Genomic DNA, 13,135 nt, shown 5'->3' on the forward strand with positions numbered 1-13,135 from the left:
CATTTGTCTGGCAATCATGTCGTTGTTGTTGGCGGTGGCATTGTGGGCTGCACCACTGCCATGCTGCTTAGGCAACAGGGGTGGCAAGTCACAGTGGTGGAGCGTAACGTCATTGCCGCCCAAACCTCTGGTGAGGCTTCTTGGGCGGGCGCCGGTATTATCTTTCCGTTATTGCCTTGGTTTTATCAAGATGCTGTTAACGCACTTGCTATGGAAGGCGCTGGCCTGTACCCAGCATTGGCCGATCAGTTACACCGCGAAACTGGTATAGACCCAGAATGTATACGTAGTGGCATGATGATTCAACCGCCGTTTGATTTAGAGGCCGCACTGGCATGGTGTAGCGCCAATCGCGTGCAAGCTGATCTCAATGGCGAAGATCTATGGTTGCCAGAGGTGCTGCAAGTGCGCAACCCTAGATTGCTGCAAGCACTCAAAGCATGGCTAATACAGCATCAAGTTAGCCTTAAAGAACAAACGCAATTAATGCCGTTGCCAGAGCCAGAATTTGGCGAGCAGGGCGTGCTTAAACGTTGGCAAACCACAAGCGGGGAAACGCTAGAAGCCGATATTTTTATTGTCACCTCTGGCGCGTGGAGTTTCGATTTACTCAAACAGACTGCGCTGAGCCTAGAAATCAAACCCATGCGCGGACAAATGCTGCTCTACCAACTTAGCCAGCCTGTTTTAGATCATATTATTTACCGGGATGGTTTTTATATGGTGCCACGCAAAGATGGCTACCTGCTGGCGGGCAGTACGCTGGAAGATGTAGGCTTTGATACAGGCGTGACCGAAGCCATGCGTGTAGAAATGCAGGCCAAAGCAGAAGCGATATTGCCGCAACTCAAAAATGCGCCAGTGGTTAAACACTGGAGCGGCTTGCGGCCGGGTACACCGCACAATATCCCCACCATTGGGCAACACCCGCATATCAGTAATTTATATCTGAATACTGGCCATTTTCGTTATGGCGTCACCATGGCACCGGCAAGTGCGAAAAGGCTGGTAGCGTTAGTTTCTTAGATGGCTGTAAATAGTTCTTCCAACGTTTGACATAAGGGGCGCCGTTAGGCGCCCCGCTTGAATGATGGGTTGGGCATTATTGCTTGACCAGTTTAGGTGACCACGTATTAGCCTCTTGCTGGCAAGTGGTTAAATCTTTACCAGAAAGATTATTTTTAATTTGTGAGTAGGCTCTGTCTAAATAGGACACTAGTTGTGGGTCTGTATTTCCTACGTATTTTTGCGCGCGCACTGTCCAAAAACATGCCATAAGCATATCGGGTTTTCCAATTTGTCCGCCACCATACATAATTGCAAGGTTCCACATTGCTCTTGCGTGACCAAGGTCTGCAGAACGTGAATATAACTCAAAGCCTTTGTTACGGTCTTGTGGAATACCAAGACCGAGGTCATAAAGTTGTCCTAAGCTATTTGTTGCCATTGGGTGGTTTTGTGCAAAGGCAAGTTCATACCATGATTTAGCTTCTAAATAGTTTTTCTCGGCTTGATGTATGCTTCCTAAGCTGTTTTGAGCTTCCGCGTGACCTTGCTGTGCTGCCATACGATAGTATTTTTTTGCATTATCGCTGCTACTTGGGGCGCCATTGCCTGAATCATAGGCGTATCCAACTTTAAACTGAGCATCTTTATCCCCTGCATCTGCTTTAGTAATTAGTTCTTTTGTTTCAGAAGAAGTGAACCAGTCAGCTACGGAAAAGCTTGAGTAAGTGAAAAGCAACGTACTTAATAAAAAGAGCGTAAATTTTTTGTTCAACATTAAGTTATCCTTGTTTTTGATTGGCCTTTCATATGGCTATATGAAAGGCTGCCACTACAGCGAGGGCATTTAATAAAGAAATTGGAAAGAATGAAAGCATAGGCAAAAAATACCCCAGCAATTGCTTTAAACAATACTTTTATGCTCGATGATTCAATTGAGCTATAGATAAAAGCAAACAATACACCTAGGCCAAAACCTAGAAATGTGGCGATTATTTTTTTCTGAATTTTGTCACGAATTTTCATAAGTCCTAACGATAAGTTAAAGGGAAGCGTAAGCGTGTCCCAGCGGAACGAAGTGGAGCGGTTTTGAACGCTTTGTTATGTGTGGCCATTGATTTTTACCGGAATCAGGTCAAATGCTAGTTTATAGCCAATATTATTAAGGTTTTGTTCGAGTTCTTGAAGGCTAGATCTTGAGTGCTTATTTGCATCGATAACCTTTAGGCGCCACCTATCCCAATTTGAAACAATGCCATCAGATGCTTCTTTTGATGCAAGGCTTGAGTCATCAAAACCAAATTCAAAGCCACAAGAACACAACTGAATAGAAGCAGAGCCATTTTCATAATATGGTGGTTCATTGAATTCTGCACTACCGCATACAGGGCAAAGATACGCGCCATCATTATTTTGTAAGATGATAAAATGTTCGCCTAGCTGATTTACGCAGTGATGTTCTTTCATCTTTTACACATAACGTTTGAATTAAGGGGCGCCGTTAGGCGTCCCGCTTGAATGATGGGTTAGGTGTTTTAAACACCACATGCCTTGCGATAATACCGATAACCATAGAAGCCTGAAAATACTGTTGTACCTGCTGTACCCAGTAAAACAAAAAGTAAATATAACATTGCTCCCATGCTTGGTGCAGCTTCAGTTCCGCTACTGGGGGAAAGAGCACCAAAAATATAGATTAAACCTATGCTTAATGATAAAAAAATAACCCCACCAAGAAGTGCACTTGCCAACACAATACATGCCGCATGAAAAAGGCGGTATTTTTTCATAAGCTAACTCGATACCTAACGCCCGCGGTAAGCCGCACCGGAGTGCAAAGCACGGAGGGCACCAACAAGCGCAGCTTGTTGGTGTCGGCTTGACCAAAATGTTAGGCTGGTGCGCGTAGGCAGGGTATTGCACTTCACAATTAAGCCCCTCATTTAATTAATTCATCAAGATTTATATCAAAGTATTCTTTGATCGCAAGCAGGGTTGCCTCTTGGTTCTGTAGAGACGCTTTTACCTGCTGCTTTGCATACAGCCCGGCTCTCCAGAGTGCTGAATCGGGATTTTTCTTGCTCAGCCATTCGACATGACACATGTATTCGCTATTTTCAGGAACACCATCATCCCTCGTGTACACGCCTCTTGTATTGGTTTCTGATAGCACCACTCCATTTATTTTGAATGCATCTACAGGAACGGCTGCAGAAATTATTTTGCAAACACCGACGTAGCCTTTGCGTGACAAATAAACGCACGCAATATCGCCAGGGGTGAAAGATATTATTGCATCTGAGTACTTTTTGCCGCCACCTGCCGTAAGGAAGTTGAAGTTAAAGAAATCCTCTAGGTGCCGTTCATTCTTTCCTTTGTCTCCGCAATTGAAAAAGTAGATGCCATTTTTGAAGTCGAAGTCGTGCAGCTCTTTGTAGAGGGTTTTGTTTGGTCTGAAATTATTTGAAAATGCTCCTGTTGCAATATTCGATAGGTTCTTGCCAATCTTCCATATGAGCGTTTTTTCCACCAACAATGCCTGATCTTCTGTTAGATCTTTTGCAACTACGCGAATAATGGGCTCAAGATTGGCTTTGTTTATGTCGGCAATGATTTTTGATTTTTCCGTGCTGCCATTATCCTTGAGGTGAGCATACCTTCTGTTTCCTTGGCCTTTGCCATAGTAAAACTCTGTGAAATCTCTTGGGTCTATGTATACATAAACATAGTAATTATTCGATTCTTCCACCTTTGCCCCCTAGTATTAAAAGCCTAACGTTTGAATTAAGGGGCTGGCTTTAGCGCGTCCCGCTTGAATGATGGGTTAGCCCGCATGCCTAGCCTTAAGCAAGCCACGCACACCCAGTATAGCCAAAGCTGCTAAAGCAGAGAATACACAAAACAGATGTAACTCTCTGAGTGGGACAAGCTGATAAAGGGCGTTGGTTTCACTGAACGGTGAAAGTGGGGCGATATCAGAGTGCATGACACTATCTAGCACGATATGAGAGTAGCTACCTGCTGCTGCACCTAGCCAAATGGGTATTGGCTTTAAGCTTTGCCAATGAAATAAATTAGGTAGCTTTAAACGGGAGGCCAGTTTTAGGGAGAGCATGAAAATAAGGGCTGTAAGCACCATGATGATGGTAGCGCCAACATAGGTATGAAAGAACCGATGCAGCGGATATTGATGAGTAAGCATGTAATAGAGCGGCTCAATATCAATGAGTATATTGGCTGAGCAAAAAGCAAGAAAACTGACATGCTTAGGTGCAACAGTATGAAGTGCAGCACCAGGACCAAAATGAAAAGGGGTAAATGGCATCGTTGGTTTTATAGGGCTAACGTTTGACATAAGGGGCGGCGCTGTAAGCGCAGTCCCGCTTGATGGATGGGTTAGGCTTGACGGTGATACACACATTATTTTGGGTCATAACCATGCTAGTTTCCCACCTGGACAAGGCAAAACTTTGTGCTCCCGGACACCGGCAACCACGATGCTGTGTACGAGCCAGTGATTGTGACCTTAGAGTCTTTGGCTCCTGTCGGCTTGGAAATCATTCCAGTGATGGGCGTCCCACTGCGGAACAACCCATAGATTCCTTCGGTTGCTCCCGAGTAGAACAATTTGTGATCTGCAACGGCGAGAAAATACGCAGACTGGAAGCCTGCCGACACGAGCTGCTCTAGGAAGGCAATGTCTTTGCAGAAACCGTACATTGACTCTGGGACTTGACCGTTGCGTGGGTACTTCAGCTCAATCGCGCTCAAGCGCTCACCGGAAGAAGACGTTACGGCAATGTCGATTTCTCTCTTTTCAAAGTTTGCTTTCATTAGGTTGAAGTGCGAGACATTCCGTTCGAACTGCACTTTGCAGTCGACAAGCTGTGAACGTAGATAGAGCCCAAGCTCATGCTGCAGGCTGAACTCATTGTAGATTTCAATTGCTCCGGTGCCAACGGCTTGAGCAAAGGCTGCGATGTGGTCGTTGAGTCTCATGGAGCCTAACGTTTGAATTAAGGGGCACGCTTTAGCGTGTCCCGCTTGAATGATGGGTTAGCCTTTTGCATTTGGTAAAATTACTGGCACAGAAAATTTGATGCGAGAGTGTGTTGATGCCTCACCGTGAGATGCGCCTTGAGATCCTAAACCAACAGCACCTAAATAAACGCCAATGCCTCCCTTGGTGTCTTTAGAGTTTGCTTCAGCAAGTGCAATATCAAATTCGACTGTAGTAATTGGCTGACCAGTTTCATTGGTAAGAATTTTGTTGTCTTTTAAGTATCCATAGAGCTTCATAGAGCCGACACTGCCGCCGTGTTCTTGAGCTGCGTTGCTAGCATCTGCTACGCCAGCAACAATTTCGGTGAGTGCTGTTTTAATAAATTCTTGAAGATTCATTTGCAATTCCGATAAGAAGGCTAACGTTTGAATTAAGGGGCTGGCTTTAGCCAGTCCCGCTTGAATGATGGGTTAGGCATAATTTTGATTAGTATGGTTTTTGATAAACATAAAAACTATTTAATATTGCTCAACTTATCTTCTGTATTCTTTAGAAACGTTTCCACTACCTCGCAAATGTCAATGTTCATTCGCTGTGATAGCACTATTAACCACCAGACACTTTCTCCAAGCTTGTGTTTGAGTTGCGATAAGTCTTCGTCTCCAGATGGCCAGCGTCCCTGCTGGGACATAGTGAGACGACCGACTAAGCTAGCGTCAGTTAAGAAAGCCAGTGCATCTTCTTCAATAGTCCACTCACTTCCATGATGCTTTTTCTCCAACAGATGGTATTTTTCTCGAATTTTCAGCGCGAGTTCAGCTATTTCATTTAATTGCATATTTTTCATTTCCGTGTGTATCTATTAATAGCCTAACGTTGGAAATCAGCCACACCGGTACGGTGTCGGCTGCATTGACTTGTTATGCGGCTGCTTCATATGCATCTGCCAGCCGGTAAAAAACAGATAGCTCACTTGAGGAAGGGGAGCTCTGCTCTAGAAGATCAATTTGGTGCCGAACAATGTGCCATTCGTTTTCACCTTTTATTTTTCCCCGCGCGACAATTTTACTTAGATGCTCTGCCTCTGACCGGAAGAAGGAGTTGGCGTTAGCTTCAACCGCGTGTCGATAAAGCTTGTATGCTGCTAGGCGCTCCACCTTTGGAAGGTGGCTTAGGCTCATGGGAATTTCTCTTAGTCCCTGCTCCAAGCCGGCTACTAGGGCTGATGCCTTTACGCCTTTTATGGCCTCAAGCTGGTCTATGCCGTTGGTTAGAGCTTCAGCTAGTTGAGTAAGGCTGGGGGAGTTGGCGCCCTTGAATTGGATTGCCAGTTCCCTGTATGCCGAGGTGAGCTCATCAAGCTTGCTCATCTATTGTTCTCCGGTTTCTGAGAAATACTCTTATGCAGCATAACGTAAAGTAGACACCAAATCCGTCCCTAAAAATTTAGTTGGACAGGTGTCTAATCTGTTGTGAAGTAATAAATTTATCATTAAATCAATGCGCTATTCATTTTTATTACACCTGAATAATCGGTTGTTGCAATCACAAACACACCTTGTATATAGCGCAGGTTTTGTTGAGTTATCTTGGCATGGTTGTGATTACTTGGCAACCCAGTCCCCACTCTTGCCGCCATGCTTTTCCAGCAATTTGATATCGCGCATCACCATGCCTCTATCCACCGCTTTGCACATATCGTAAATCGTTAGCAACGCCACTTGTACTGCAGTCAGTGCTTCCATTTCTACGCCAGTGGGCCCCACCGTTTCACAGGTCACCTGGCAGCGGATGCTGGATTCGTTAAAAAATTGTTTTCCCCAATATTCTGAGTTTAAATTGGACGTAAATTGGACGTAACAGACCAATTTTCGTCCTTACAATTGTAGTTTATTTCCAGTTACTCCCAATTTAGTTCGTTAAAAAAATATTGTGTTAAACCAGGATGGGCTTTACCTAACACAGCTTGCAAAAGTTTAATGTCCTTAATTGTATGAAAAACACTATATGTTGTGGTTACTATTGTATAGTGGCACTAGTATAATCAGTTAGCTATTGATTTTATTAGGAGAGGTTATTGGAATCCAACTATGAAAATGAAGCTCCTTTGATGTTTTATGACTATGCAGAAGTTGCTAAACGGCCTAATTTCAGACCCGAAATTGACACTTCAAAACATAAAATTGAAAAGATAATCTCAAAAAGCATTTTCCCCGATAAGCACCCTTGTGGCAAAAAAGACTGCCATCAACCTCACAAAAATGGTTGGGTTGTCGAAACAGTAGATAATCTTGAAACCTTAGTGGGTAGTAAGTGCGGACTTGAATGGGGTGGCGATACCTTTTTGTCTCAAATTGCTGCATTAGATAAGCGAATTAAAAGAGAGTCTAAGCTTAAAATTATCTCAGAATTTATCCAAAACACAGACCTTTTAATCGAAAGGGTACATGAGATTAAAACGCGGACGAATGGAGCTCTTTGGTTAAGCAAAACAATTACTAGACTTGAGACAGAGTGCACTGAAGACATTTTTAGGAATTTAAAGCGGAGGGCTGCCAAAGGTGAGACCTCAGTAACAAAAGATGTCTTAAAAACTAAAGAAGAACGAGAGCTTGAGTCGTCCATGAATGTAGGTGTTTCATCGTCTGCTTACAAAACTTTAATAATCGGACATTTAGACGGTTTGGAAGTCCTTAATTTTGACATAAGGCAAATCCTAATCCAAAAAATCTATTCGACCGTAATCTCATTAAAACATGTAAATCCATCAACTTTATCCACTCCAGCTCTAAATAAGCTTTCGCTAGAGCTGGGTGAAATTGACACATTATTCCTGCAGGCAGAGGATATATTGGGCTATGGAAAAAAGTTTTTTTCAAATGAAAGCAACTTCAAACTTATTAAGGCACTTGATATTGAAAATAAGCATGGACATCTAACCAAAATTAACTGGATGGATAATACATAAAAAATGAAAAATTTCAGAAGACATTCCAAAGGGTCAATTACAGAGAGATTAAAAACCTCGACTATTGATTCTTTGCTATCACGAGCAAGTCATATGTCACAAGTCGGTCTATTGGCAGTCACAATTTTCATATACCTATATACAGTTGTACCAGTGTATGAAAAAGATAAATTAACTAAGGAGATAGCAAATAAAGAAAAGCAGTTGGCTATTATGAAAACCGAGCTTGATAATAACTACGAGCAGTTAAGAAGTCGCCTAATAGGTGATTACATTTATCTTGTGAGCCTTAGATGCAATGCAATCCAAACAAATATGCCTCCCCCTATAAGGAACGATAGGCAAGAAATTAGACAGCTTGGTATTACAAACATTTTTCATATAGATATTCCAAATTGTTTATCAACGCATATGAGTGCAGCAAAAGCATTAAGAAAGCTAAGGCCTGCAGATTATGAGCATTTAAAAAAGAAAGTGGCAATAGTAAGTGAAACTCTAGAGTTAAAGAGAAACCAACGTATTAAAGAGTATATTGATTATCCAAAAGTGGTTGCAAAAAATCCTAACTTACTACCAGAACTTTATGAATTTAGTTACCCGGCATCTTGGTTAAAGCAGTCAAAAGGAAAAATTAGTGATGAGGAGTACACCCGATATGAAAATGATGCAAAAGTTAAGCAAGGTTTACTCGCAATAGAGGGAAATTTTATGAAAGATATAGTAGAAGAAATTGCTAGTATACAGAACAAATCTTTTTCTAATTCTGAACAGTTACCATTCGCCGGACGCTTCCCTTTCCAATTCAACCCTTAAATGTCTTTATTATATTTTCGGTAACTCTAAATTCATCCATCCCACTAATGGCCTGAGTTTCAACATGAATTTGAAAGTTGTTTAATCGAATTTATACAAACAGATTGATTTTATAAACCATGCTGATTATTTGGTATATGGATGACGCTAGGATATTATCTGTTTTGTAATTAAGTACTTAAAATAAAATCAATTGTATTTCCTATTCACAATAAAAACTTTAGGGAAGCAAAATGTCATTTACAAAAATTCTTGAGTCACATTCTCCGCTGAATAAACGTCGACAATGCTCACTTGAAAAATTAGATATCGTTAAGAAGTTGGCTAATGAGGATGACACATTGAAGGATGATTCTCTTTCAATTTTTTGTGCTGGTTCACTTGCTAGGCTTGAAACGGGTGAGAAATCTGATTTGGATGTTTTTGTATTAGCGACTAAAGAGGAAAAGTTAGAAAGTAGATTATTTGAGTACACACTTTTTTCAAGGCTAATCAGCCTAAACGAACAATTAAAATTCCCTCCATTTAGTAATGACGGTGAGTACTTAAAGATACATTTTCTTGATGAGCTAAAGAATAGGACGGGTTCAAGGAGAGATGATGTTGAAAATTTATTCACTGTGCGGATGTTGTTAATGTTGGAAAGTAAGCCGCTGGTCAATGAGGTTTTATACAACCAACACTTAACAAGCATTATTGAACATTACTATAGGGATGGGAAAGGTAAAGCATCATTTCGACCACTATTTCTATTAAATGACCTTTTAAGATATTGGCGGACTTTATGTCTTAATTACGAGGAAAGGAGACACGAACCTCAAAGGCCATGGAGGAAGAAGAATATTAATCTTAAGTTTAGTAGGATGCTTACAGTGTTTGGTACAGTGTTGCCTTTGGTTACCTGGCCAGTAGGCAAAGTCGAAGAGCTTGTTGAGTTTTGTAACAAAACACCCATTGAAAGACTCGCTGCAGGATTAGAAAGACTTGATGACAATCAACTTCTTGATGAATGGGAAAGCATATTGGATGTATATGAGAGTTTTCTAACATGGAAGGATGAATCGCCACTAGTTTACTAGACGCCTTTGAGCCGTAATAATGGCGACCAAAGAAAGGCGACAAATGAGCGGTAAACGATATCCAGAAGAATTCAAATTAGCAGCAGTCCGTCAAATCACTGAAGGGGGGTATACAGTCTCCGATGTGGCAAAGCGACTTGATGTGACTGTTGACAGCCTCTATGCGTGGGTGAAGAAGTTCGGACCCGACGCAGCAACCCACCAAACCAAACATGCGGAACAAGCTGAACTCAACCGGCTACGTAAAGAGCTGAAACGTGTCACAGAAGAGCGTGATCTATTAAAAAAAGCCGCGGCATACTTCGCAAAGCAGTCCGAGTAAGGTATGCCTTTATCAAAGATCATCAGGACTGTTGGCCGACAAGATGGCTGTGTAGGATGCTAGAGGTGCATCCCAGCGGCTTCTATACCTGGTTAAAACATCCGCACTCAATTCGCCATAAGAACGATCAACGCCAAACAGGCTTGATTAAGCAATGTTGGCTAGAGTCCGGTGGCGTATATGGCTATCGTAAAGTACATAGTGATATGCGTGCACTGGGTGAGCGTATTGGGGTTAACCGCGTCTATCGCTTGATGCATGCACACGGCTTAAAAGCGCAGGTGGGCTACCGTAAGCCTAGGCATTATGGTGGCAAGCCTTATATAACCAGTCCCAACACGTTAAATAGGCAATTCAATCCCACATTGCCAGACCAATCATGGGTAACAGATATTACTTATATCCGTACCCATGAGGGCTGGCTCTATCTTGCTGTGGTCATGGATTTGTTCTCACGACGCATTGTGGGTTGGTCCATGCAATCGCGCATTACTAAAGAGCTGGTGTTGGATGCATTGCTGATGGCGGTATGGCGCAGGAAACCTAAACATAAAGTGCTGATACATTCTGACCAAGGTAGCCAATACACCAGCGAGGATTGGGATATATTCTTGAAGGCACATAACCTTGAGTCCAGCATGAGTAGACGCGGAAATTGCCACGATAATGCTGTGGCTGAAAGCTTCTTTCAATTATTAAAACGGGAAAGGATCAAACGCAAAATATACAATCATCGCGATGATGCAAGGCAGGATATTTTTGATTACATCGAGTTGTTCTACAACTCAAAACGACGTCATAATTCCAATAACTTGCTATCTCCGATAGACTACGAAAACCAATTCAAGAAAACGGCTGAAGAGTGTCTATAAAATTAGTGGCGATTCATACATCGTTTTATAAAGAAACTCAGGGATAATGTGAGAGTTTTTGAGTTCTGCTTCAGATTTACATAGCGAACAAATCATGATTTGCTTATTTGAACTAGGCTAAAGTTAAGTCTATAGGTAATGTAAAGCGAGCGTTAGAATTTATGTCATCAGCATAGCTATCCCAATTACCGCGCACAACTCGTCTAGATATGTAATGAGCTGACATGTTAATAAAAGCTTTTGATACCGTTGCTAAATCTTCTGTGAGTTGAGTAAGGGCAGCCGTTCTGTCTGCACCATAAGACAAATATATAGCATCTCTGTAGTTTGCTTTACCACGATACCTGAATGCCTCTAAAAGGAAGTTCACATACGCTGGTGATAACTTGTCATCTCGAAGTGCTCTAGCAGCTTTAGTTCTAAAGTTTGTAACACCCAAAGCCCTAAATTGTGCCGTGTCTCTCACTTTCTCTTCTATTTCTTCCTGCCTATATTTTGCTGTTCCATTTAAATACGATAGAGCTCCACCAAGAGCTTCAGCAGTATTTCTAGGAGACTCATTCAAGTCAAAATTATTACCAGCTCTTAGTCTGGTAATTTGTGAATCAATATTTGCAGTTGTTAAATCTTTAATGCTGAAATGAAAAGGGCTAACTACAAAACCTCTATCAACAATTGCCGATTGGAACATCTTTGCAGTATCACTGTGGCTCTGTGGGTCAGCCCCATTAGTTGCAGCAATCATTGCTTTACTTGCATAGTAAATTGAGTAATACCAAGATACTATTGCAGACCTTACGCAAGAGTATGGTTCATCTAAATCACTGAGCTTGGCTAATGAAGCAGCATTGTGCAGCGCCATTAGTAGACATTCAAATGCTAAAGTATCAGCCTCTTCATTAGGTGCACGTCTTGCCTGACCTGCATAAAATGCTCGCAAAGAATTGTTTTCAAACGCGTTAGTGTCCACCAGAATGGCTAGAGCTCTCATCCAATTAGTAGTGCCTTGGAATGCAAACCTTGCGATTGGTAGCTCATATTGGTCGTATAAGCGGTCAATTAACCAAGACATTAAGAGCTCCTAAACTTTTCAAAAGCATAGCTTAGTTGAGGTGTGCATTTAGGTCTACCCTGTAACTGGCACAAAGTATCAATTCACATCCGAAAATTATGATATAACTTTCTCATCGTTGATTTGTTCGCTGTTGCAGGGGGAGCTTGGTATGGAACTTCATTCTTTTGATGAGCACTGTTTAGACTTACTTGAAGCCTTGCCAAACGGACACGCTAGGAATTACTTTAGGTCAGCTATCAATCACCTCAGACTCGGTGAGAAGCTTTACCCTGTTGACAGCTCAATGGGTGTATTCAGATACATAACCGCCGAAGAGGAAGCAGCTTCAGGATTGATGCAATGTCTCAAAGATAAGGGATATACAAATGCTCATAATCTAGACCCTTGGAGACACCAACATAAGCATGCTGTAATTCCAATGTTTTCTGCAATTTCTGGATATTTACAGACGATGACTACAGACCTTGGAATAGTAATTGACCTTTCAATCAAGGAGCTTAACAAAGTAAAGAGTGTTGCTTTAAGTGTGACTCAAACGATTAACGGCAACAAAATGACATACGAGCCAATTCCACCACTAAATTTTACTTTTACCAGTGAAGGGAAGCGACTATCTTACAAAAAGTACTTAGATGAGTTTGCAAGCTCTAAAGGTGTTAAAGATGTTGTTAAACATATTCAGCAAACAGCTAATCAGCGGAATAAAATACTATACGCCAGCCCTGTAGGGTATCCGTCTCAAGTTGAAGTTGAGCCTTACTTCTTCACTTCCTATCAAAGCAGAGTATTCAGCATGCTTAGGGCTTACTTATTAATTGTGCCTTATAACGAGAAACTGCCATTTGTTCAGGATGTCTTGGATGCATTTTTGAGTATGCTAGGAAAAATCAAACTAGATGACATACACACTGAGATTTAGTAAGAGCCTAACTCAGGAAAGGAATATTTTGCTATCTCTAAAACCATGCTTCAAAAATTAAAGGTATGAATTAAGAAAA

16 protein-coding genes and 1 pseudogene are annotated in these 13,135 nt (G+C 41.7%); 6 read left to right on the plus strand and 11 right to left on the minus strand.

Annotation, left to right across the window (positions count from 1 at the left end; translation table 11 throughout):
• Positions 1 to 3 precede the first annotated feature (3 nt).
• A complete protein-coding gene (locus A3Q3_RS0110480; protein WP_020183545.1) occupies positions 4 to 1,026 on the plus strand; it encodes an FAD-binding oxidoreductase in 1,023 nt (340 codons plus the stop codon).
• 76 nt (positions 1,027 to 1,102) lie between these two features.
• Here the strand turns inward: A3Q3_RS0110480 and A3Q3_RS0110485 are convergent, their stop codons facing one another.
• The 10 genes and pseudogenes from A3Q3_RS0110485 to A3Q3_RS13905 form a co-directional block, all read right to left on the minus strand.
• Positions 1,103 to 1,783 carry a tetratricopeptide repeat protein gene (locus tag A3Q3_RS0110485; RefSeq protein WP_020183546.1) on the minus strand — a complete coding sequence of 227 codons (681 nt, stop codon included), beginning with the start codon at positions 1,781 to 1,783 and terminating at the stop codon, positions 1,103 to 1,105.
• Between the two features lie 323 nt (positions 1,784 to 2,106).
• On the minus strand, positions 2,107 to 2,472 hold the full coding sequence (locus A3Q3_RS14185) for a hypothetical protein (protein WP_020183548.1): 366 nt from the start codon (positions 2,470 to 2,472) through the stop codon (positions 2,107 to 2,109).
• Positions 2,473 to 2,540: 68 nt separating this feature from the next.
• Positions 2,541 to 2,795, minus strand: coding sequence for a hypothetical protein (locus tag A3Q3_RS14425; protein ID WP_157355107.1), 255 nt, complete (start codon positions 2,793 to 2,795; stop codon positions 2,541 to 2,543).
• Between the two features lie 149 nt (positions 2,796 to 2,944).
• Positions 2,945 to 3,754 (minus strand): GIY-YIG nuclease family protein, encoded by an 810-nt coding sequence (locus A3Q3_RS0110500; RefSeq protein ID WP_020183549.1) that lies wholly within the window; start codon positions 3,752 to 3,754, stop codon positions 2,945 to 2,947.
• A gap of 75 nt (positions 3,755 to 3,829) precedes the next feature.
• Positions 3,830 to 4,330: a hypothetical protein gene (locus tag A3Q3_RS13900; protein ID WP_020183550.1), complete on the minus strand. Its 501-nt coding sequence runs from the start codon at positions 4,328 to 4,330 to the stop codon at positions 3,830 to 3,832.
• A gap of 116 nt (positions 4,331 to 4,446) precedes the next feature.
• A complete protein-coding gene (locus A3Q3_RS0110510) occupies positions 4,447 to 5,004 on the minus strand; it encodes a hypothetical protein (protein ID WP_020183551.1) in 558 nt (185 codons plus the stop codon).
• A gap of 57 nt (positions 5,005 to 5,061) precedes the next feature.
• A complete protein-coding gene (locus tag A3Q3_RS0110515) occupies positions 5,062 to 5,406 on the minus strand; it encodes a hypothetical protein (protein WP_020183552.1) in 345 nt (114 codons plus the stop codon).
• A gap of 116 nt (positions 5,407 to 5,522) precedes the next feature.
• Positions 5,523 to 5,855 carry a hypothetical protein gene (locus A3Q3_RS0110520; protein WP_025224451.1) on the minus strand — a complete coding sequence of 111 codons (333 nt, stop codon included), beginning with the start codon at positions 5,853 to 5,855 and terminating at the stop codon, positions 5,523 to 5,525.
• A 73-nt stretch (positions 5,856 to 5,928) separates the two neighbouring features.
• Complete coding sequence (locus A3Q3_RS0110525) at positions 5,929 to 6,378, minus strand: hypothetical protein (protein ID WP_020183554.1); 450 nt, start codon at positions 6,376 to 6,378, stop codon at positions 5,929 to 5,931.
• Positions 6,379 to 6,612: 234 nt separating this feature from the next.
• A pseudogene (locus A3Q3_RS13905) lies at positions 6,613 to 6,810 on the minus strand (cyclic pyranopterin monophosphate synthase MoaC); the annotation flags it as partial.
• Positions 6,811 to 7,085: 275 nt separating this feature from the next.
• Here A3Q3_RS13905 and A3Q3_RS0110535 point away from each other — a divergent pair.
• The 4 genes from A3Q3_RS0110535 to A3Q3_RS0110555 all read left to right on the plus strand — a co-directional run bounded on the left by A3Q3_RS0110535 (position 7,086) and on the right by A3Q3_RS0110555 (position 11,062).
• Positions 7,086 to 7,976, plus strand: a complete 891-nt coding sequence (locus tag A3Q3_RS0110535; RefSeq protein WP_020183556.1) for a hypothetical protein — start codon at positions 7,086 to 7,088, stop codon at positions 7,974 to 7,976.
• Positions 7,977 to 8,069: 93 nt separating this feature from the next.
• A complete protein-coding gene (locus A3Q3_RS0110540) occupies positions 8,070 to 8,789 on the plus strand; it encodes a hypothetical protein (RefSeq protein ID WP_020183557.1) in 720 nt (239 codons plus the stop codon).
• A 233-nt stretch (positions 8,790 to 9,022) separates the two neighbouring features.
• Positions 9,023 to 9,868 (plus strand): nucleotidyltransferase domain-containing protein, encoded by an 846-nt coding sequence (locus A3Q3_RS0110545; protein ID WP_020183558.1) that lies wholly within the window; start codon positions 9,023 to 9,025, stop codon positions 9,866 to 9,868.
• A gap of 43 nt (positions 9,869 to 9,911) precedes the next feature.
• A protein-coding gene (locus A3Q3_RS0110555; RefSeq protein WP_369751682.1) for an IS3 family transposase occupies positions 9,912 to 11,062 on the plus strand; the annotation gives its coding sequence in 2 pieces (ribosomal slippage) (positions 9,912 to 10,149 and positions 10,149 to 11,062; 1,152 coding nt in all).
• 112 nt (positions 11,063 to 11,174) lie between these two features.
• Here the strand turns inward: A3Q3_RS0110555 and A3Q3_RS0110560 are convergent.
• Entirely contained in the window at positions 11,175 to 12,134 is a 960-nt protein-coding gene (locus tag A3Q3_RS0110560; RefSeq protein WP_020183559.1) for a hypothetical protein, read from the minus strand.
• A 151-nt stretch (positions 12,135 to 12,285) separates the two neighbouring features.
• On the opposite strand from A3Q3_RS0110560, the gene A3Q3_RS0110565 reads away from it, so the two are divergent.
• Positions 12,286 to 13,056, plus strand: coding sequence for a hypothetical protein (locus tag A3Q3_RS0110565; protein WP_020183560.1), 771 nt, complete (start codon positions 12,286 to 12,288; stop codon positions 13,054 to 13,056).
• Positions 13,057 to 13,135 lie beyond the last annotated feature (79 nt).

It is taken from the genome of Methylotenera sp. 1P/1 (assembly GCF_000384355.1).
Taxonomy (GTDB): domain Bacteria; phylum Pseudomonadota; class Gammaproteobacteria; order Burkholderiales; family Methylophilaceae; genus Methylophilus.